Consider the following 22299-nt stretch of genomic DNA (forward strand, 5'->3'; position numbering starts at 1 on the left):
AACTGATTTAAAGAAAATTTATGAAAATAAAATCATTAATTCCATTCGCGTTGTTGTTAACAATGGGTATGGTATCAATAACCGGCTGTCAGAAGGGGGATTTGATCAATAACCCTAACGTAGCAGGTTCAAACTCAATAGTCCCGCTTTCATTATTATTAAACCATATCACTGCTACATTAATCCGTAGCGATGAGCAGCCATGGGGCTATTCGGCAGTTGCAAATCAGTATGTAGTTGCCAACTACTCATACTACAGGGGTACTAATACTTATAATTTTGGTAACACTTCTGATAGCTATGATATCTTGAAATATACACTGAAACTGGAGCAGCAGGCTACTTCTCAGTTGGGTAACCAAAGCAATAAATATTATGCTTTAGCCCAGTTTTTCAAGGCATATTCTGGTGTTTGGTTAAGCCAAAGAGTAGGTGACATCCCTTTTTCACAAGCTGGTGACGCAAATAACCTTACTCCAAAATATGATACCCAGCATGATGTATATAAAACTGCACTTGCACAACTTGAAAATGCAAATACAATTCTTGGCGCTATTATAACAGGAACTCCAAGCCTTGCCAATACAGTACTGGATGCAAGCGGTGATATTTATGGCCTTACTTACCAGCAATGGCAAAAGGTTATCAATGCATATCATTTACGTGTATTGATCAGCCTGAGCAAACGTGCAACTGATAATGCCGATTTGCAAATCCCTCAGCAATTTGCGGCTATTATTGGCAATTCAACTAAATATCCTCTTTTAACCGGTAACAGCGATAACCTTGTTTATAAATTTAACGCAACTAACCGTTACCCTACCTTTTCTTTAGGTCTTAATCCTTATAACAACTTTGCTAATGCAGGCGCTACATACGTAGGTATATCAACAACTACTCAGGATCCACGTCTTTATGTAACAACAACTCCGGCTCCTTTGCAGATAAGCGGCGGTAAGGATATCAGCGATTTTTCAGCTTATATTGGCTCTGATATTAACCAGGCACAACCAGCTTTGTTAACTAATTCAAATAATGGTTTATATTCATTTAATAGCTACAGCCGTTATTATGTTTCTGCAACTGGTGCAAATGCCGAGCCGTTTGTTTTCATAGGTTATTCAGAAATGTGCTTTAACATAGCCGAAGGTTTAAACAGGGGCTGGGCTGCAGGAAGTACTGCAACATGGTATACAAATGGTATCAATGCTTCATTGGCGCTATATGGTTTAACTAACGGCCAAACATTAACAGTTACTTTCCCGATATCATCTACTGAAGTATCAATTAATCCTAAAAAGCTTAAACAAGGTGATGCATGGGGTACTGCTACTGTAAACATTCCACAGTTTATAGCTAATGTTGCCTATGCCGGTGATAATGCTGCAGGTTTAACACAGATCTTAACCCAAAAGTATATCTCCATGTTTAATAACTCTGGTTATGAGGCATTTTATAACTTCCGCCGTACAGGCCTTCCAGCCTTTGCACAAGGTGGTGCTGGTATTGGTACTCCAAATAATTTAATACCACGCCGCTGGCAGTATCCTGCTTCTGAATCTGCTTACAACACAGCAAATTATAAAGCAGCTCTTTCGTCACAGTTTGGTGGTAATGATGATTTGACCAAGGATACCTGGTTAACCAAATAATAAAAAATAGCTAAACTAAAACTTTAACAGGGGCACACTAACACGTGTCCCTGTTTTATAATTTAAAAAGGACATGAAAAAAATAGTTTTATCAGCATTTGCACTTATTGTTCTTGCAGGCAGTGTTAATGCCCAGGTAGCCGACAGTGCCAAACGCAAAGTTGAATTACAGGGGGCTGTGAACTTCAGGGATATAGGTGGTTACACCACTAAAGACGGTCACCATGTAAAGTGGGGCAAAATATACCGCAGTGCCGATATGAGCAAGCTTACAGACCAGGATTTGGCTACGTTAGCCGAACGTAAGATTGCATACGATGTAGATTTGCGTGGTACACAGGAATCGAAACAGGCGCCTGATCGTTTAAACCCCAATACTGATTATATTTTATGCCCGGCCGGAAGCGATAACGTAGGCAATATGATGCAAAGCTTTAAAGGCAAAACCCATGGCGATTCGATCATGGTGGATTATTACAGCAATACAACTTACCTGGCCGACAGGTACAAGCCATTTTTTGGTAAACTGCTGACAATGCCCGAAGATAAAAGCCTTGTATTTCATTGTACTGCAGGTAAAGACCGTACAGGTATCGGTGCTGCTTTATTGTTGTATAGTTTAGGTGTACCTTATGAAACCATCATGAAGGATTATGAGGCATCAAACTATTACCGCGCTGCCGAAAATGAAAAAATGGCTAAACAAATGGTTCAGTACATGAAGGTAAATGAAGGTGTTGCCAAAGATGTGGTTGCTGTTAAAAAAGAATACCTTGACGCCACCTTTACCGCTATCAAAAAACAATATGGCTCTATTGATAACTATCTTAAAAACCAGGTTGGTTTAACAGATAAAGATATCAAAGAGCTTAAGGCCAAATTTTTGGAATAATATATTATTAGGAAGAATAATTCCCTTTATTAAGCTACGGGGAGTAAACAGGCAAACTATTACCTTTTTACTCCCCGTAGCTTTTTGTCAACCATTAACATCAAAACAAACAATTTTGCTAATCAAAAACTCCCCCTTTAGGGGGCTGGGGGGCGAGGCCTATTTCGTTAGCTCAGTTTCATATAAAACCTTACCGGTCATATTAATCGCCTTAACATGTAGTTTATTGCTGTTGATGGCAAAATACATGAAGCCATGTTCTGATGCTTCGAAACGGCTGTAAGGGATGCCGGAAGTAACCGGGGTAAGCTCCGAACCTGCACCTGAAATAAACTGGTGCGTATAGCCTTCGGGCTTAAGGTGCTGAAGTGAATGGTCATGGCCCGACAGGTATACATCCACTTTATATTTTTCAAAGATCCCTGCCATCTTTTCCCTTACCGTTAAAGTATCATAATTTTTAATACGGGGGCCTACAGTATAGTAAGGATGATGACCGATGATCATTTTCCATTTTACGTTGGCCGGTGCATTTTTCAGTTGTTCATTGATCCATACCATTTGCTCTTCAACCTGTTGCTTTTTATCTTCATGCAGCATAGGATCAGTATCAATCATCAGCATCATTACTTTATCGCCGTTTTTTCCTAATGCAAACTCTTTTTTATAATAAAGCGACGGCATATTCCAGCGGCGGCTCACCTTGCTGTACCGTATTTGTGCCTGCGGATCGGCGCCATAATCATGATTGCCCAAAACAGAGTACCAGTTACATTGCAATGAGTGCGCTGTATAAATATTTTCAAAAGAATAATGCCAAAGCGGGTCGTTTTCACTTATAACCCCCAGCGGATAAAAATTATCGCCTACAGAAATTACAAAATCATTAGGATTGGCTGCTCCCCATAAACCCATTTGTTTGGCTACTTCAGTCTGGTCGTATTCGCCGTTCCGGCCCCAATCGCCAATTGCCATAAAGTGAACATCAAATTCATCTTTTAAAGCTGCCTTTGATGACAGGTCGTCACTTTCAAGGTGGGTTATATTTTCGCCGGCTAAGGCAGTTATCGGGGTTATTAGTGATGCACCTAAGGCAGTTATGGTAGTGTTTTTCAGGAAGTCGCGACGTTTCATTTAAATAGGGGATTGCTGAATAAATAAGTTTCAAACTTACCCAAACGCGGAGGCTTGCAATGATGAGACGGGATTAAATAATTGTAAGCATTGTATTAATATATTGAAACGTTATGGCATCGTCAAAAGCCATTGAACTTAATGGCTGGCCGGTTTTGATTGGAGTGTGAATAAGCTAAGGCACTGATTCAATGTACTATAATAGGTGTTGTTTGTTTTGATATGATTAGTTAATTAATTGTCTTTTTGAATTAAGTTAGCTGTAATTAATAGCTAATATGTTTTATGTTGAAAGAAAATTTCTGAAAAGTTAATATTGAAGATGTCTGAACTGAACAATTTGAACGATGTTGCCGTATAAAACCTCACCTGATTTTTGTTACGGCGGTAGCGAAACTATTTAACACCCTGAATGTAAATGGTTTTGCAAATAGAAGCTTTAACAACCTCATCATTTTGTGGATTTGATTTTTAAGGCTTTGTAAAAGGTTCATGAACAACCGTTTATTTTTATTGTTATTCCTGTTATTATCATTCAAGGCAAAAGCGCAAAACTGTACTTTGAGTGTTGATCTTGCAGCATCATCAACCACTATCTGTTCAGGCAGTTCGGTGGTGTTAACGGCCGCAGCTACCGCTGGTACTGCGCCCTATACTTATTTATGGAGCACGGGCGAAACCGGGCCTGCTATCAGCGTAAATAAATCTGGTACTTATACGGTAACTGTTACCGATAAAACTGCAGGGTGCAAGGGTGTTACTAAAAGTATTGCTATCGCCGATGCCAATACTCCGGCCGCACCAACAGCTAAAAGCGTAGTGGTATGTCAAAATAGTTCGGCTACACTTACCGCTACCGGGCCCGGGGGAGTTTATCAATGGTTTGACGCTCCTGTCGACGGTAATTTCTTGGTAAGTTCAAACACTTTTACCACGCCGCCGGTAACATCGTCAGTTACTTATTATGTACAAACTACGGTTGCAGGTTGTACCAGCCCGCGAACAGCCGTTTCAGTATACATAACCGGCAAGCCTGAAGTTACAGGTTCTGCAACATGTTCAGGGGGGAGTGTTACGCTTTCAGCAAGCGGAGGGCAAAGCTATAGCTGGTATGCCTCGGCTGCCGGAGGTACTGTTTTAGGAACGGGGCCATCATTTACTACACCGCCATTATCTAAAACTACAACTTACTATGTTGTTGCCGTAATTAATGATTGTACCAGCGTGCCCACACCTGTAGTTGCCAAAGTTAACGCACCACCGGCTACTCCAGTAGTTTCAAATGCTAATACTAATATCTGTTCCGGATCGGTAGCAGCTTTACATGCAGATGCAGCTGTCGGTTTTTTTCAATGGTTTGATGTGCCAACAGGGGGCACCCCACTTATTTCGAGCCCGGACTATACTACTCCGGTACTAACTGCCAACAAAACTTATTATGTACAAACAGTACTTAATGATTGCGTGAGTCCGCGTGTACCGGTAACAGTATCTGTTAACCCGATACCTGCAGTACCCGAACCCCAAACCAGCACCATTTGTTACGGTTCGGTAACTACATTGACTGCAGCTGTAAACCCTACCGGTACTTATAACTGGTATGATGCACAAACAGGCGGGCGGTTACTGAAATCGGGTTTGAAATTTACTACACCTGCATTAACTAAAACAACTACTTATTATCTTGAAAATGCTTCGGCGGCAGGCTGTATAAGTGATCGTGCACCAGTAAAAGTGATTGTTAACCCCTTTATAGCAGCGCCGGTAGCAGCCGGGGCCGTGATTTGCTCTGCTTCGGTAGCTTCATTAACAGCAACATCGGCAACCGGCGGCACTTATCAGTGGTTTGATGCAGCTATCGGCGGCAATCTTTTATCAGCACAGGCCGGATATACAACTCCGGTATTAACAGCAAGTACAACCTATTATGTGCAAACTACGGTTAATGGATGTACCAGCGCCAGAACTGCTGTATTAGTGACTGTTATCCCGCCGGTAGCAGCTCCGCAGGTGCCTGCTACTACAGTTTGCTACAACGGATCGGCAGTGCTCACGGCAAGCGGGGCAAGCGGCAATTATACCTGGTATGACAGTGCCACAGGAGGCTCAATTTTATCATCGGGGCCAACATATGTTACGCCCAATTTAACTACGACTGCAACTTATTATGTTGAAAGCTCATCAAATGATTGTGTCAGCGCGCGTACTGCAGTTACTGTTAAAGTAAACCCTCAGCCATCGCCTCCAACAGCCGAAAATGTATCAGTTTGCTCCGGTTCATCGGCTAAACTTACAGCCAGTGGCGATGGGGAGGTCCTGTGGTTTGCTACAGCCACAGCCGGGAGCCCCTTGTTTACAGGCAATACATTCAATACACCTATTATCTCCGAAAAAACTACTTATTACATACAAAGCAGGGTTGGCGATTGTGTAAGCAGTCGCGTGCCGGTAACGGTTTCTATCAATTCGGCAGGTGAAACACAGTTTCTTTACACCTCGGGTACTTTTAGCCCTCAGAGCCCTAACCCCAGGCCTGTAATAAATAATCCATCGGGTGGTACTTTCAGTGCTTCGCCCGCAGGCTTGGTATTTGTGGACGTGCATACCGGCGAAATTAATGTAAAGGCAAGTGCGCCGGGTAAATACATTATTACCATAACAGGGAATGGCCCATGTACATCAACCTATAGCGCCGGGGTAGAAATTGTTTCCATATTTGATGCAAAGTTTACGTATGGAGGGCCATTTTGCCAGTATGGAACTAACCCCAAACCAATGTTTCCGCCCAATGCAAGTGCGGGTACCTTCTCAGCTTTGCCGGCAGGTTTAACTTTTGCAAGCACATCCACAGGCGAAATCAATTTAAGTAAAACAATACCCGGTACCTATAAGATTACCAATACCATTTATAATGCCGACGGAACAGTTGGCAGCACCGCCACTGCAGAGGTGACTATAGAAGCGGGCGCAAAGGTAGACGCCGGCCAGGATCAGACCGTGCAGCCCGGGGAAATTGTTCATCTGACAGGCAGCATAAGTGGCGTTAATGGCGGTAAATGGTCGGGCGGATTAGGGAAATTTGCTGATGCTACAGCGAAAAGTACCACTTATACCCCGGCTCCCGGCGAAAAGCAGGTAACACTTACCCTAACCTCAAATGACCCGGCGGGGAATTGCGGGCCGGGTATTGACAGGGTTGTTATTAACATTGGCTCAGTTTTATCGGCGCCAACGGCTTCCGGTACTTCTACATGTATGGGGAGTATAGCTACGGTATCGGCTACCGGCCCCGGCGGCACGTACCGTTGGTACAGTGCGGCCGAAAATGGTACTTTATTATCTACCGGGCCTAATTTTATTACTCCTGCGCTTACGCAAACAACAACATATTATGTAAATACAACAGCCAATGGTATTACCAGCGGCATGACAGCGGTTACTGTAACGGTTAATGAGCCGCCACCTGCCCCGGTAGTTAAAAATGTGGCTGCCTGCGAAGGCAGCCACACCACATTGACTGCCACCGGCTCAAAAGGTACTTATCAATGGTATGATGCGCCGGTTGGCGGCACTTTGTTGTCCATTAATGACACTTATACAACCCCGGCTTTGATAGCCAATACAAGCTATTATGTGCAGGCTGTTGTTAATAGCTGTGTAAGCGAGCGTACTAAAGTTGATGTAACAGTTAACCCGCTGCCGGTTATCACCAGTGGTTCTGCCGATAATGTTTGCAGCGGGGTAGCGGAAAGTTATACCATCACAGCAGATCAGCCTGGTGCAACTTTTCTATGGTCGCGTGCGGCAGTAGCCGGAATTAGCAATGTTGCTGTATCCAACCAAACATCCAATCAAATAACCGAAACACTGGTTAATACAAAGACTGATCCTATTGATGTTACCTACTTAATAACGCCTGTATCCAACGGCTGTTCGGGTACGCCGCTTAGCTATGTTGTTACGGTTTATCCGTCGCCGCAGGTTACAAGTGCGCGAACAGCTACCTTGTGTAATATGACTACAGATAATTACGCTGTTACTTTCAGTATTCCTGGTATAAGTTCCAGTTGGTCGAGGGATGCGGTTCCCGGCATCAGCAATCAGTCGGTATCCGGGCAAATGGCGGGCGTTATCCGTGAGATATTGTTTAACACAACCAATGCGCCTGTTGAAGTTACTTATATGTATAATTATCAAACAAGTAACTGTTCCGGCGCGCCTTTTAAATGGGTGGTAACGGTTAATCCATCTGTTAATGTTACCAGTAAAGCGTCAGATGCGGCCTGCAGCGGGGAACCGCTTAATTATATCATTACTTCAAATGTGCCATCAGCAACGTTTACCTGGAGCCGGGCCGCGGTGCCTGGTATCAGCAATGCCGCGGTAACAAATAAAACCGGCAATAAAATTGATGAGGTGCTGGTTAATAAAGGAACATCTGCCGTTAATGTACTTTATGTGATAACACCATCGGCTTTTGAATGTGAAGGTACGCCTTTTGCCTATGTGGTAAAGGTTAATCCCGAAATACCACTGCCCGATATGCGGACAAACTCGCCGGTATGCGTAAACAAAACTATCAAACTGAATGTGCCGGCTACACCAGGTGCAGTTTATACCTGGACAGGGCCTAACGGTTTTAAGTCGGCACTGCAAAATCCCGAAATACCGAATGTTACCGCCGATATGGCCGGCACTTATTCCCTTTACATTACGGTTAACGGTTGCAGCAGCCCGGTGGCTACTAAAGAGGTTGTGGTAAATAAACTGCCGACTTCAGATGCGGGAGGAAATATATTGGCTTGTATTACAGATCAATACATTCAACTGGCGGGTATAATAGGAGGGGGGACTACCACCGGTGTATGGTCAAAGAAAGGTGCTAATCCCGGTCAGTTTTTACCCTCCGGTAACGCCCTGTATGCGAAGTATGAACCCACAGCCGAAGAGAAAGCTGCCGGATCGGTAACGTTAGTATTAACATCTACCAGTAAAGATAATTGCACTGTTGCCACATCCGAAATGACTATAACCTTTGGTAAAACGCCGGGTACAAATGCCGGCGCCGACCTGGAAGTTTGCGCAAAGCGTGACCCCATTAAGTTAGATGGTAATATCCTGATACCGGGCGGTGGCAAATGGACAAGTTCAGGTACTGGTACATTGCTTTATGCTGAGAATGCACAGGGCGCGGTATACACCCCTTCTGAAGAGGATGTGAAAAACCGCTCGGTAAAACTTACGCTTACGGCAAACGCGCCGGGGCAGTGCTATACAGCCAGCGACGATATGGTGATTAAATTTATCCCGCCGCCAACGGTTAATGCCGGTGGAATAAGATATGTATTGAAAAACCATACCATTACCTTAACGCCAACCGTTAGCGATGAAAATGTACAATACCTGTGGCTGCCCGATGTGGGCTTAAGTAATAACAAGATAAAAGAGCCCGTGGTTACAGGCGATGCAGATATCACTTATACACTTTATGTTACGGATGTACGTGGTTGTGTTAACCAAAGTACATCCATCATTAAAGTATCGCCTGATATTACTGTGCCCAATACTTTTACCCCTAATGGAGATGGATTTAACGATTATTGGGAGGTGAAGGGATTGGTAGCTTATGAAAGCTCGACTGTAGATGTGTTTAACAGGTATGGCGAAAGATTATACCACTCTATTGGTTATGGTGTGCCCTGGGATGGTAACTTTAACGGGCGGCAATTACCGGCAGGTACGTATTTTTATATTATCGATCTTAAAATGGGGAAACCGCCGCTGTCGGGTTCGGTAACCATTCTGAGATAGGTACCCCTGAAGAAAAATTTGAAAAGCTGCAACGTTTTTTTTCAAAAAGCGTCATATACTTAAACACGCGATCATGAAAAAACTAATCTTCTCACTGATGGCTTCGTTACTAACAGTTGCGATTGCCTTTAATGCTTCTGCGCAGACCGTGACCCGGAATGTATCCGGTTATAACGGTATTGCATGCGGCGGCCCGTTTAACGTATTTATTAAAATTGACGGAACTGAAAGCCTGAAACTTGACGTTGACGCTAATGTAGTTGATGATATTAAAACCGAAGTAGAGAACGGTGTACTAAAAATTGAATTTAAAGACCGTTGGAAAAGTCACCGCAATATGCAGCGTGCCAACATCTATATCACAGCCAAAAGCCTGGGATACCTTGCCAACAGCGGTTCTGGAAATACAACTGTTGATGGGATAATGACCGGCGAACACGCCAAGATCGCCTTAAGCGGTTCAGGGAATATTAAAACTGCTGTTAAATCAGGTACATTGGACTTAAGGATCAGCGGATCAGGCTCAATTGATATCAAAGGCAGTACCGGTATGGCCGATTGCAGTATTTCAGGTTCGGGAGAGATCAACGGTAAGTCATTAAGGACTGAAACTGTTGAAGCTGCGATTGCAGGCTCAGGAAATATTAGCCTGATAGCAAGTAAAACAGTATCTGCCCGCATCTCAGGCTCAGGAAGTGTTGAGTATTCAGGTACTGCTACAACAGGCGAAACACGTTATGCCGGTTCAGGCAGGGTAAGCAAGGTTGACTAAAACACTGCTCATTTAAAATATAAAAAGACTGCTCCATTTGGGGCGGTCTTTTTTTGTTGTTGGCGTAGCGCATTTTATGCCTTATCGATCTCGCCCGCTACCCGCTGTGCCGATCGGATACATGATTCCATTCCCCTGCTTAAATTATCGGCATAAGTGCCGGCAAAATAGATCCGGCCTTCTGGTTTCATGATCTGTGGCCAAAAACGGTGCATCTGGCCTATCGGGAATGGTTCCATTTCACAGGCCGGGGCAAATGCATCGCGTGTCCAGTCTTTGGTTAAAGCCTGTTCAATGGTGTCATGCTTGCCCGGGTAAACTTGCCTGAAGGCGTCGAGTACCTGTTGAGGATTAAGGCCGCCGGGACCATAGGCTTTCAGGATCACCCTGTCGCTGCCCACCTCATTTGTTTCTTCCCATATAGATGATATGTATGGATGTTCAAAGTCCATATTGATACTTTTAAAACCATCATCGAGCCAAAAACGGGTACTTGCCTCAAATACATAAAAGGGGTGCGACGAATAGGTAGTACGGTTAACTACATACTGCTTTTCGGGCGAAAGGGGTGGGGAAAGGGGAATAGTTTTGAATATGGGCAATGTGATGCAGTTTACCAAAAAATCAGCATTCATTTCCTGTTCGGCTTTGCCGTATGGTTTGTATTTAACCGTAACGCCGGTAGCTGAATGGCTGATGCCTGTTATGGGATGGTTTAACTTTATCCTTTTCCCCAGTCGTTTGGCAAAGGCAATGGGTAATTGTTCGTTGCCGTTTTTTAAATGGTAAGTATCGCCTTCGGATAGCGGAATGCCGCGTGATTCCATAACATACGCCCTCCAGAGATGATATAGTGCGGAGGTTCGCTGGCCACCCAAATGAGCCATTGCCGCTGCGGATGCACCCTCTTTTTTATAAAGCTCGCTAACTGGGATCTTATCAAAATCATCGTATCCAACCCCAAATGGTTGGTATGGATCTGTAAATTTGCCGCCGTATTTTTTAAGATAGAAAGAGCTTAGGGCATAAAACGGGTTTTCGGCGAGAAATTTAACTTCAGGCTCATTAAAGCCCATTTTGTTTAACACAGCCGGGTCTTTCATCATTTCATCCGTATAAAACTTACCGCCAATCATGCGTAGCCCATTGCGGTTAGGAGCAGCAGCCGATCCTTCAGCATGAGGATAGGGCAGGGCTGTAAGCTTAAATTCGTCTGCATATTCAAAAAACTTTTCGTAACCAGGTTTGGTGATATGATCGGCACCGTAATCAGCATATAAACCATCTGATAAACCATCCCGGCCTGTAAAAACATGGCCGCCATACCTGCCATCGGCCTCCAGCACTGTTACCTCATGGCCGGCCTTCATTAATTCATATGCACAGCAAAGGCCCGTAATACCGGCTCCGGCAACGATCACCTTTTTACCTGATGTTGGTTTGTTGCTGTCAGGTGTTATAATCTTTGGATCTTCAACTTGTTGAGCGCTTAAAAATTGAGGGGCGAGAACTGAACCGGCACCAGCCAGTAAGGTGTGTTTAATGAATGATCGTCTTTTAATACCTTTCATTGCTAACGAGGATTTGATGAGGAATAGCTTTCAATAAATTTAGTATTATTTGGCTGTAGCTGTATTAGTTAAAAAAAATTGAGCATCTGTTTATCCCGGTGTAGAAGTATTGTAGTGAAAACAAAAAGGGCCGCCCGTAAAAACAGGCCGGCCCGGACAGTTAATATATGAATAAGTATCGGCAAATAGCGATTTACATGGCAGGGGTAAGCCCTTTGCGTTGCCCCTTTAGTTTAATTGCCTGGTATATCATACCCACAATAAATAATACCAGCATGATCAGGAGCCCCATTTTTACTACTGGCGAATCAGGGCCATCGGCTACAGGCTGTTCAACAGGGAGCCTTGTAAGTGTTTCAACTATGGCAGGCACTAACGAAAAGAATAATGTGGCAGTCATACCTATAGTTTGTACATAATCGGCCTTACCGCCAAAAATGCGCAGGGAAGGGGCGTAGTAAACAATAGGCAGCAATATTAAAATAAGAAACGAAAGATTATGGGCGCTGCTCAGATGGCCGGTTTTCATCACCAGGAACGATGATAAACAGGCCAGCACGGTAAAGATGCCATAAAGCCTGCCGTTTGTTGTTTTGGGATTGATTTTCCCATCTTGAAATAAGGCGATAAAACCAATTGCAACTCCCACAAGGCTTATTGCCGTATGAATAACTCCGAATGTTGATAAATGATTGGGCATAAAAGTGATTTTTTAAGGTTAATGATATTTTGTAAAGTGATTTGCTTACGAATACCAGGATTTATCCAATACTTATGCCTGTCTTTTACATTATTGATAATGAGTTTGTTGTGTTTTTATATTGCTTTGAAATGACGAAATATCGTAACGATTTGTCATTTGTGACGGAATGTAGTAAGTGTCAGTTACTTAATAAAGATACAAGCGTCATAGATATTAAACGCTTATGATCTGATTTTTGATAGCGAAAAGTACCATACCTGTTCGGGATTTAAGCCCGAACTTTTGAAATAACGATTCGCGGTAATTATCGATAGTATGTGGGCTCAGGTTCATCTCGTCGGCAATTTGCCTGTAGGTAAGCTCCGAGCAGCTTAACCTCAGAAACGTAAGTTCGTTGGAGGTAAGCTCCTTCGATTTATCGGCGGGGGTATTTTTATTTTGCATGGTGTACAGCAATTTGCCGCTTACCAGTTCATTGAGGTAATAGCCATGTTTTTGGATAGTTTGCATCGCATATACTACATCTCTGATCTTCGATTCCTTAAGCATATAACCAACAGCCCCGCTTTTGAGCATATTGATGATCGGTTTGTCCTCGTCAGACATGCTTAGCGCCAGCACTTTTACCGTTGGATGGTTTTCGCGCAGCCAGGTCGTGGCCTGGTAGCCATCCATCACAGGCATGGTGATGTCCATCAGAATAATATCGGGCAGCGGGGATTTTTTGAGTTTGCTGATCATATCCTCGCCGTTTTCAGCGTCGAAAACTATGCTGATCTCTTTAAAATCATCAAGCAAACTGATCATCCCCTGCCTGAATAATGTATGATTATCAATAATGGCAATTTGAATAAGCGGGGTTGATGTTAAAGTCTGCATTAATTATAGGTTATATCTGTTAACTGGTGTTAACTGTAATGCAAAGTAGGAAAAATAATATACTTCTATTTCATTTTATTACCTGTTTTGAAGCTAAAAAAGGGTGAAAACACCCTTTATAGTTTTTAGCACTTAAACGAAATTTGAGATATTAAAGAAATGCCCCCGGTTTTAAAATTTGTACCCCTGATAAAAATAAAAATGCTGAAGTATTCAATGCCCCAGAAAAAGGCATCGGAATATGGAAAATTAATTCAAAAACATATAAACCTAAATTAAGAGAAGCCCCTAAACCTTTTTACTTAATTATTTTAACATTGATGTTTAACCCATTATAAAAGCCGGCGGCAATTATAATGGGTTCTTTGTTTTTACAGGCGCCTGTCTTCTTCTTTGATGGGCAGGTCGTTGATGCTGGCATAGCGTTTTTGCATCAGCCCGTTTTCGTCAAACTCCCAATTCTCGTTGCCATAAGCGCGGAACCATTGGCCTTCGGCATTATGGTATTCATACTCAAAACGCACGGCAATACGGTTATCTGTAAAGGCCCATAGCTCTTTTTTTAATTTATAATCGAGCTCTTTTTGCCATTTACCGCTTAAAAATTTAACTACCTGTTCGCGTCCGTTCACAAATTCCGAGCGGTTGCGCCATTCGGTATCAATGGTATACGCTAATGAAACTCTTTCCGGGTCCTGGCTGTTCCAGGCATCCTCGGCTAATTGCACTTTTTGAGTGGCTGTTTCAAAATTAAATGGCGGTAGTGGCAGCTTCTGTTCCATGATGGTAATAATCTGATTTGATACCTCAAAGTTAAGATGATGCAGGCTTATTTAATGGTACTATTCAACGTTCCTTTGGTATTATGTTTTCTTTTTTTAATTTAGATAGCACCTCATAACCAATTTATTACCTGTTTGTCATGAAAGCCAAAAACATGAAACCAGTCGCCCTTGCCGATTCGGCAGGTGTAGACATGTATATGCAAAAGCTTGACCACCCGCTGAAGGATGTACTGGAGGCTTTAAGAAAGATCATCCTGAGCGTTGACAGCGAAATAGGTGAGCAGGTAAAATGGAACGCGCCGAGCTTTTTATATATCGGTGAGATGCAGCCTTTTGATCCTAAAGAGTACAAAAGATATATTATCGTTTCAAACGTATACCAAAAAGATTGTATCAGGCTGGTATTCCCTTCGGGAGCGAAAATCAATGATACTTCCGGTTTGCTTACCGGCGATTATGCAGATGGCCGCCGGCTTGCCTTTTTTTACAATATGGAAGAAGTTGTGGCAAAAGAGGAAGCTTTGCGAAAGGCTGTGAAAACCTGGTTGCTTCTGTTAGATAAATAATTACCGATATAGCATGATCAAATTTATTCAGCATATAAAAGATCTTAATGTTGAGGCTGTTAAAGAGATGATTGACAAGGACAGGGCATGGCTTACCTGGGCCGAAGACAGCGGTAAAAACGCGCTGCATTATTTGTGCGGAGTTGAAATTGCAAAACGCCCGGCAAAGGCAGAAGATAGTTTGACGATGCTCAAATTGTTGCTGGCTGAAGGTATGGATATTAACGCTGTTCACCGGATAAAGGAGGATTGCGGTTTTTTCCCGGCCACGCCGCTTTGGTATGCCTATACGAGGGGAAGAAACGAACTGTTATATAAATACCTGTTAGCTAATGGTGCCGACCCGGAACATTGTATGTATGCCATAGCCTGGTACAATGATGTTGAAGCTGCCAGCCTGTTTAAAAGCTATGGTGCGAAAGTGGAAGATGATACAAGCAGCGATACCCCGTTTATGGCTGCATACAACTGGAAACGCTTTGAAGTGGCCGAATGGTTTTTAAAGAATGGGGCCGATGTCAACTTTGCGGATAAGGAGGGCAGCACTACACTCTTCTATGCGGTAAAACGGAAGTATAAACTGGATCAGATCCGGTTATTGTTAAAATTTGGCGCCGATTTCAATAAAGAAAATAAGCATGGTATATCGCCTAAGAAGCTGGCAGAACAGAATAATCAGACGGGGATTTTGAAGTTATTTAAATGATTTTTGTAGAGACGCATCACATGCGTCTCCGTTAGGAAAAGCCGCTAAGCACAATATTGGAGAATTTAATCGGCATGCGGGAGACGTATGTGATGCGTCTCTACAGCCAAAATTGAAAAATTAATTCACTACATCCATGCCCAGCATCCCATCAATATTAACATCAATTTACTAACCTTACTTGGCAACAGATCAAAGTGCTTTTTAAAAGCAGCAGTAAAATGGTGCGCATTTTTGTAACCTACGGTTTCGGCAACGTCGCTAACGCTTCGGCCCTCTTTAAGCAGTTTATAGGCAAGGTTCATTCGACGTTCGGCCAGGTAACCAAAAACGGTGCTGCCAAACAACGCTTTAAACCCTTTCTTTAATTTAAAATCATTGAGCCCGGTTTTGCGCGATAACTCAATCAAAGAGCAGGGATATTTTAAATTTTGCTCTACTATAATTTTAGCTTCCAGTAATCGAGCTTTGTCTGCGTTACTAAAAGCAGGGAGCATGTTTATTTCATCGGGCTGATGCTGTTTAATCAATAACTCCACTATACCGGCTTCAAGTAGCAGGCGTTTTATATAAGGCGTTTGGCTATTATCTAAAATGTTTTTACTGATGGATTGTGCCTTTGCGGTCAGGTCTTTTTTTATCAAATGATGGGGATGTTTTTTTATATCGGCAGGCAAGGTTCCCTGGCCAGATAACTTTTCTATAAATAATTCATCAATACATATTGCCAGCATTATACTGTCAGTATGGAGTGATATATTGGCATTTAGATCCATCCTGCAAGCGGAAGAACTATTGCCTTTATTTATCCTTATCACCGTTTTACCAAGATCTGCCTCCACCTTACCATCCAATGCGAAAATCATAATTCTGCTTGGTTTAGGGTAATCAAAACTAATTGAGAACAACTGAGCAGAACTAAGAATCCCGTATACAACACAGATCCTATCAAACCAGCATTCATTTATTTTAACACTACCGTTGGTAAATCTTATTTCGTGATTGCGTTCCTCGAGGCACGATGCGGCGGTAAAACCTTCCGGGTAGCATAATTGAATATGGTTGGTTTGTGAAGGAGGGGTAAGGGCAGTGTGCATAAAATCCGTTTAGCGTTGTTTTCAATCCGTTTGTCGTTAACCAAATAGGTTGGCTATGCCACAAATTTGCATCATTATTTTTAATTAGTCTAAATAAATGAAAATTATTCTTCCTTTGGTACTTGTCTTGTCGGTTTCAAACTTTGCTTTTGCACAACGCGACACAACAGGGAAGGATAGTACTAAGCAATTAAAAGAAGTAGTAATAACAGGCACCCGCACCGCAAAAAGCTTACAGCAGGTACCTATCCCCATTACCCGCATCACATCCGAAGAAATAAAAAAACGAGGATTGGTACGCCTGAACGAGGTTTTATCGGAACAAACAGGGATTAACATTTTGGACGATCCGCACGGCCAGGGCATCCAGATCCAGGGTTTTGATCCGGCGTATACTTTGATCCTGATAGATGGTTTGCCGCTGATCGGCCGCAGTACCGGCATCCTGGAGTTATCAAGGATCACTACTAATAATATCGACAGAATTGAAATAGTTAAAGGCCCTACATCTTCCCTTTACGGTTCGGAGGCAATGGCCGGCGTAGTGAACATCATTACTGCCGAGCCTGCCAAAGGCTTTGCTGGCGGTGTGGCCGGGCGATACGGCACTAACCAAAATGCCGATATCTCCCTCAACTCATCATACAAAACAAATAAGTTTTACATCAGCTTCTTTGCCAACCGCAACAGCAGCGGTGGGTACAGCCTTCAGCCTGCATCGGGCATCCCAACGGTTTCGCCATTTCATGGATACACTCTTAACGGTAAAACCGCTTACCGTTTTGATGATAATACAAGCCTGAAATTATCGGTAAGGTATTTTACTAATGATCAGGACAGCCGCTTTTCGGTTGATGATAACCGTTTTGCATCTGGCAAGGGCACCGAAAAAGATTTTAATATCGCGCCTGTACTTACACACAGGTTTAGCCAAAAAGATGTTTCAGTATTACAACTTTACCGCTCGGTTTATAAAACCAACTCTGATATCAGGTACGAGGATAATAATGATGTTTACGATCAAACTTACTTTACCCAAACCTTTAACCGCGCTGAAGTCCAAAACGATTACGCGTTTCAGGATAACCTGAAATTGACGGCAGGTGTTGGCGGCCAATATGAAACGATTGAGGCTACCCGTTACACCCAACAGCAATCGTTCACATCCGGTTATGGCTATTTCCAGGCCGACTGGATCCCCGTAAAAAAACTTGACGTTATTGCCGGCGGCCGATTTGACGCACACAGCGTTTACAAATCGCAATTCAGCCCCAAACTGGCAGCAAGCTATGCACTTAGTGATAAGCTTACGGTGCTGGCATCGGCAGGTAAAGGCTACAAAGCACCCGATTTCAGGCAGCTTTACCTCAACTTTACCAATGCCGAAGTGGGCTACAGCGTGTTTGGTTACGAAGAAGCACAGGCTGGTATAGCCCGTTTACAACAGGAGGGGCAGATTGAAACTGTTTTGATAGATCCATCTACGTTGAAGAGGTTGAACGCCGAGAGTTCAACTGCTTTCAATTTCGGGTTCAGGTATAAACCGGTGACTAAACTTTACTGGACAGCCAACCTGTTCCGCAACAACATTAGTAACCTGATCGAGACAGCGGCCATCGCGCTGAAAACAAACGGGCAATCGGTTTTTTCCTACTTCAACCTCAATAAAGTATATACACAGGGTGTTGAAACTGATGTTACGTACCAGCTTTTTAAGTCCCTGCAAGTGGGAGGCGGTTTCCAATACCTCGAGGCTTATGACCAGGATGTGCTTGACCAAATCAAGGCCGGTAAAGTTTTTACAAAAGATCCTGAAACCAACTTAACCAAAGTTTTAAAGCGAAGTGATTATGGCGGCTTGCTTGGCCGGTCGAAATATACCTACAACATCAGGCTAAATTACAACGACGAAAAAACAGGCATCAATACTTCGGTGAGGGCTATTTATCGCGGCCGGTACGGTTATAAGGATAGCGATGGCAACGGCATTGTGAACCGGGACGATGAGTATACCAACGGCTATATGCTCATCAACGCATCTGTTTCAAAACTGTTTATGAAAGATGCCCTCAGGCTGCAGTTAACTGCGCAAAACCTGTTTAACCATAAAGACCCGCAGGTGATCCTGAACCTGCCCGGCAGGCTTATTTATGCCGGGCTGGCCTACAATTTTAGCAAGCAATAATTTAAAAACTATCATACAATAAAACACACATGAACAAATTCAAAACTTTATCATTGGCATTCGGCACAGCTGTTATATTACTGACATCATCATGCAGCAAGAACAACAACGATCCAACTCCTGCGGTAAGCAAGCTTACCACCAAAACCATTTCTGACCTTGACGGGGCTACTAAAGCCACGGTTTACTTCAGCTTTGCAAGTGGCGCGCAGGTTACCGGAGCTGATACCGCTTCGGCAACAAAATGGGATATTAAATTTAAATCGACCAGCATATTTATAAATGGTGGCACATCAGGTACCGGGACAGCCCAGGCCCAGGTAGTGAGCAGCACGTTTGAAAGTTTAACAACGGCCCCAACTGCCGATTATAAAACTGACGCTACGGGCGCTCCCGCCATTTCGGGCTGGTACACTTACACCGCAACTACCGAGCCGCAGCATGCCATACTTACTGTACCGGGTAAAATATTCGTGATTAAAACAGCTGATGGCAAATACGCTAAAGTTGAAATGATCAGCTATTACAAAGGCAATCCAAACACTACAACTGCCGCGTTTGCAGATCTTGCTACAAGACCGGCATCACGTTACTATACTTTCCGCTTCGCTTACCAGGGCGACGGAACAACAAGCTTCAAATAGACAGGTTTTCTTTGGTTGGTTAATTATGTCGGAGGCCTCCTGAAAGGGAGGCTTTTTTGTTTTTAAAAGCATAAGTGTTTTGAGTGCTTTAACCCCTCTTTCCGGCGCAGCCGAAGAGAGGGGTGACCAGCGAAGCGTAGTCGGGGTGAGTAAATGGGCTGCTTGTATATATCTTTGTTTCATGGAAACTCAAAATGCTGCTCATTATATCCAATCCTTAAATTTATTGCCTCATCCCGAAGGTGGTTATTACCGGGAGGTTTTCCGTTCGACGGAAGAGGTTAACCGAATTGACTCTGCGGAAGTTAAACAGGCCTGTACCTCTATTTATTATTTATTGGAGGATGTCGATTTCTCCGGTTTCCATCGTATTGCATCCGATGAGATCTGGTATTTTCACAAAGGGCAGCCGTTGATTATTCACGTAATCCAAAAAGATGGTACTTTGATAAGCCATGAATTATCCGACGAAAATACGGGTAGCTTTTCTGTTATCGTACAGGCAGGCTTATGGTTTGCCGCCGAATTAAAAGCCGCCGAGGGGTTTGCATTGGTAAGTTGTGCCGTTGCACCGGGTTTTGATTTCAGTGAATTTGAAATGGCTAAGCGGCAAGAATTAGCGTTGCAATACCTTCAGCACGAGGCTTTGTTAACACGAATGTGCCGGGAATAGATGCTGCTCTCATGCAACGGTAAAACTCCTCAATTTTATATAGCCAGTACGAGCATTTTATTTAATTTTGCCGAATGGATTTTATTATTGAAGCAGCCGTAAAAGCAGTTAAACAATTATACCAAACTGACATTGAACCGGCTGCCGTTAGCATACAGGAAACCCGTAAGGAGTTTGAAGGACAAGTAACCATAGTAACCTTCCCTTTTACCAAATTTTCGCGTAAAGGGCCCGAACAAACAGGTACTGAAATAGGGGAGTACCTTAAAAACGAATTGAAGGAAGTTGCTTCCTTTAACGTGATCAAAGGGTTCCTTAATCTTTCCATTAGCGATGAATACTGGATAAGCCAGCTATATAACACCATTACTGCCGATGATTTCGCGATAGCAAAACCAAACGGGCAAAAGGTAATGGTTGAGTATTCATCTCCCAATACCAATAAACCGCTGCACCTTGGCCACATCCGTAACAACCTGTTAGGTTATTCGGTTGCCGAAATTTTGGCTGCTGATGGTTACGAAGTGATCAAAACCAATCTGGTTAATGACCGCGGAATCCATATCTGTAAATCCATGCTGGCCTGGCAAATGTTTGGTAATGGTGAAACCCCTGAATCGTCAGGCTTAAAAGGCGACCATTTGGTAGGTAAATACTATGTGCTTTTTGATAAGGAGCTAAGGGAGCAACTTAAGCCCGTATTGCATGAGGTTTATGAAAAACACAATCTTTCGGCCTTTAAAGAAAACCAGAAGGTAAAAATTGAAGAAGCATTAGCTACTATTGCTAAGGTAAAGGAAAAACGCGCTCAAGTAGAGGAAGCAAATCAAAAGGTTATCGGTGAGCTTGATGAGAAAATTGGTGCCGAAGAAGATAAGATCAAAGAAATAGCCAAAAACGCTACCCCTATCATGCTCGAAACTCAGCAGATGCTGCAAAAATGGGAAGCAGGCGATGAAGAGGTAATGAACCTGTGGAGAACCATGAATGGCTGGGTTTACGCAGGTTTTGCCGAAACCTACAAACAATTAGGCGTTAATTTTGATAAATACTACTACGAGTCGAATACCTACCTGTTAGGTAAAGATATTATTGAAGAAGGCCTTGCAAAAGGTGTCTTCTTTAAAAAAGCAGATAACTCGGTTTGGATAGACCTTACCTCTGACGGACTTGATGAAAAACTGGTTCTTCGGGGTGATGGTACTTCGGTTTATATTACCCAAGATATGGGTACTGCCCAGTTGAAGTACAATGACTATCACATGGATAAATCCATCTACGTGGTAGGTAATGAGCAGGATTATCACTTTAAAGTACTGTTCCTGATACTGCAAAAATTGGGTAAAACCGGTTCTGAGGGTTTATTTCACCTGTCGTACGGTATGGTCGATCTGCCTTCAGGTAAAATGAAATCGCGTGAGGGAACTGTAGTTGATGCCGATGACCTGATGGCAGAGATGAAAACTACAGCTAAAACAGAAATTGACAAAAACGGAAAAGTAGATGAATTTAGCGAGGCTGAAAAGATGCAGCTGTATCATACTGTTGGTATGGGTGCGTTAAAATATTTTCTACTTAAAGTTGATCCAAAAAAGCGTTTGTTATTTGATCCGAACGAATCTATTGAAATACATGGTCATACGGGCCCTTATATTCAATATACACACGCCCGGATCAAATCGGTATTAAGCTTGGGTGATTATCAGCCGGGAATTAAACCGGTTTTAACCGAATTAGCTGATGTTGAGCGTGATTTGATCGTGTTGCTTGATAAATACCCGGATGCCGTTAAAGAAGCAGCCAAAGGCTACAGTCCGGCTATTATAGCAAACTATGTGTATGAGCTTGCCAAAACTTACAATAAGTTCTACCACGAAAAACCAATATTAAAGGCCGAGGATGAAGATTCAAAGCAATTCAGGTTGCAATTGTCTGCCTCATCGGCTAAAGTGATCAATAAGGGGATGAAACTTTTAGGTATAGAAGTGCCGGAGAGGATGTAAAGCCCCCTAACCCCCTGAAGGGGGAACAATGATGGTTAATATAAAAGCCCCAGGTAAAGTTATTTACCTGGGGCTTTTATATTTTATAACTCCCCCTTTAGGGTAATAGCCTATGAAAAGACAGATAAAATAAGTATATTTATGGAAATGAATATCTTAGAATTAATTAAGAAGTACCCCGATCAGGAAACTTGCATAGGTTATCTGGAGACATTGAGGTGGCAAA

The 22299-nt window shown here is 43.0% G+C and carries 16 protein-coding genes; 10 read left to right on the forward strand and 6 right to left on the reverse strand.

Going from position 1 to position 22299, the window contains the following annotated elements; translation table 11 throughout:
- Positions 1–20 precede the first annotated feature (20 nt).
- Together ACFFGT_RS17880 and ACFFGT_RS17885 are read left to right on the forward strand one after the other, a co-directional pair.
- Positions 21–1652, forward strand: coding sequence for a SusD/RagB family nutrient-binding outer membrane lipoprotein (locus ACFFGT_RS17880; RefSeq protein WP_377023898.1), 1632 nt, complete (start codon positions 21–23; stop codon positions 1650–1652).
- A gap of 73 nt (positions 1653–1725) precedes the next feature.
- Positions 1726–2544, forward strand: a complete 819-nt coding sequence (locus tag ACFFGT_RS17885; protein WP_377023899.1) for a tyrosine-protein phosphatase — start codon at positions 1726–1728, stop codon at positions 2542–2544.
- Positions 2545–2703: 159 nt separating this feature from the next.
- On the opposite strand, the gene ACFFGT_RS17890 is transcribed toward ACFFGT_RS17885, so the two are convergent.
- On the reverse strand, positions 2704–3678 hold the full coding sequence (locus tag ACFFGT_RS17890; RefSeq protein ID WP_377023900.1) for a metallophosphoesterase: 975 nt from the start codon (positions 3676–3678) through the stop codon (positions 2704–2706).
- Positions 3679–4170: 492 nt separating this feature from the next.
- Here ACFFGT_RS17890 and ACFFGT_RS17895 point away from each other — a divergent pair, with 492 nt between their 5' ends.
- Both ACFFGT_RS17895 and ACFFGT_RS17900 read left to right on the forward strand, forming a co-directional pair.
- Positions 4171–9489: an Ig-like domain-containing protein gene (locus ACFFGT_RS17895; RefSeq protein WP_377023901.1), complete on the forward strand. Its 5319-nt coding sequence runs from the start codon at positions 4171–4173 to the stop codon at positions 9487–9489.
- A gap of 73 nt (positions 9490–9562) precedes the next feature.
- On the forward strand, positions 9563–10261 hold the full coding sequence (locus tag ACFFGT_RS17900) for a head GIN domain-containing protein (protein WP_377023902.1): 699 nt from the start codon (positions 9563–9565) through the stop codon (positions 10259–10261).
- Positions 10262–10335: 74 nt separating this feature from the next.
- Here the strand turns inward: ACFFGT_RS17900 and ACFFGT_RS17905 are convergent, their stop codons facing one another.
- The 4 genes from ACFFGT_RS17905 to ACFFGT_RS17920 all read right to left on the reverse strand — a co-directional run bounded on the left by ACFFGT_RS17905 (position 10336) and on the right by ACFFGT_RS17920 (position 14196).
- Entirely contained in the window at positions 10336–11832 is a 1497-nt protein-coding gene (locus ACFFGT_RS17905) for a flavin monoamine oxidase family protein (protein ID WP_377023903.1), read from the reverse strand.
- Positions 11833–12025: 193 nt separating this feature from the next.
- Positions 12026–12532: a hypothetical protein gene (locus tag ACFFGT_RS17910; protein WP_377023904.1), complete on the reverse strand. Its 507-nt coding sequence runs from the start codon at positions 12530–12532 to the stop codon at positions 12026–12028.
- A gap of 216 nt (positions 12533–12748) precedes the next feature.
- Positions 12749–13414 carry a response regulator gene (locus tag ACFFGT_RS17915; protein WP_377023905.1) on the reverse strand — a complete coding sequence of 222 codons (666 nt, stop codon included), beginning with the start codon at positions 13412–13414 and terminating at the stop codon, positions 12749–12751.
- A 371-nt stretch (positions 13415–13785) separates the two neighbouring features.
- Complete coding sequence (locus ACFFGT_RS17920) at positions 13786–14196, reverse strand: nuclear transport factor 2 family protein (RefSeq protein WP_377023906.1); 411 nt, start codon at positions 14194–14196, stop codon at positions 13786–13788.
- A gap of 140 nt (positions 14197–14336) precedes the next feature.
- Between ACFFGT_RS17920 and ACFFGT_RS17925 the strand changes: the two genes are divergently transcribed.
- Both ACFFGT_RS17925 and ACFFGT_RS17930 read left to right on the forward strand, forming a co-directional pair.
- Positions 14337–14765 carry a DUF1801 domain-containing protein gene (locus tag ACFFGT_RS17925; RefSeq protein WP_377023907.1) on the forward strand — a complete coding sequence of 143 codons (429 nt, stop codon included), beginning with the start codon at positions 14337–14339 and terminating at the stop codon, positions 14763–14765.
- 13 nt (positions 14766–14778) lie between these two features.
- On the forward strand, positions 14779–15471 hold the full coding sequence (locus tag ACFFGT_RS17930; protein WP_377023908.1) for an ankyrin repeat domain-containing protein: 693 nt from the start codon (positions 14779–14781) through the stop codon (positions 15469–15471).
- A 128-nt stretch (positions 15472–15599) separates the two neighbouring features.
- Here ACFFGT_RS17930 and ACFFGT_RS17935 read toward each other — a convergent pair whose 3' ends face one another.
- The gene (locus ACFFGT_RS17935; protein ID WP_377023909.1) at positions 15600–16337 is read right to left on the reverse strand and encodes a helix-turn-helix domain-containing protein; all 738 of its coding nucleotides are present in this window, start codon (positions 16335–16337) and stop codon (positions 15600–15602) included.
- A gap of 328 nt (positions 16338–16665) precedes the next feature.
- Between ACFFGT_RS17935 and ACFFGT_RS17940 the strand changes: the two genes are divergently transcribed.
- From ACFFGT_RS17940 to argS, 4 genes are all read left to right on the forward strand, one after another.
- Positions 16666–18753 (forward strand): TonB-dependent receptor plug domain-containing protein, encoded by a 2088-nt coding sequence (locus ACFFGT_RS17940; RefSeq protein WP_377023910.1) that lies wholly within the window; start codon positions 16666–16668, stop codon positions 18751–18753.
- Positions 18754–18782: 29 nt separating this feature from the next.
- Positions 18783–19397, forward strand: coding sequence for an HmuY family protein (locus ACFFGT_RS17945; protein WP_377023911.1), 615 nt, complete (start codon positions 18783–18785; stop codon positions 19395–19397).
- 181 nt (positions 19398–19578) lie between these two features.
- Positions 19579–20070, forward strand: a complete 492-nt coding sequence (locus ACFFGT_RS17950) for a cupin domain-containing protein (RefSeq protein ID WP_377023912.1) — start codon at positions 19579–19581, stop codon at positions 20068–20070.
- Positions 20071–20144: 74 nt separating this feature from the next.
- On the forward strand, positions 20145–22073 hold the full coding sequence (argS, locus tag ACFFGT_RS17955) for an arginine--tRNA ligase (RefSeq protein ID WP_377023913.1): 1929 nt from the start codon (positions 20145–20147) through the stop codon (positions 22071–22073).
- The last annotated feature ends 226 nt before the right edge of the window (positions 22074–22299 follow it).

This window comes from Mucilaginibacter angelicae (assembly GCF_042434235.1).
Lineage (GTDB): Bacteria > Bacteroidota > Bacteroidia > Sphingobacteriales > Sphingobacteriaceae > Mucilaginibacter > Mucilaginibacter angelicae.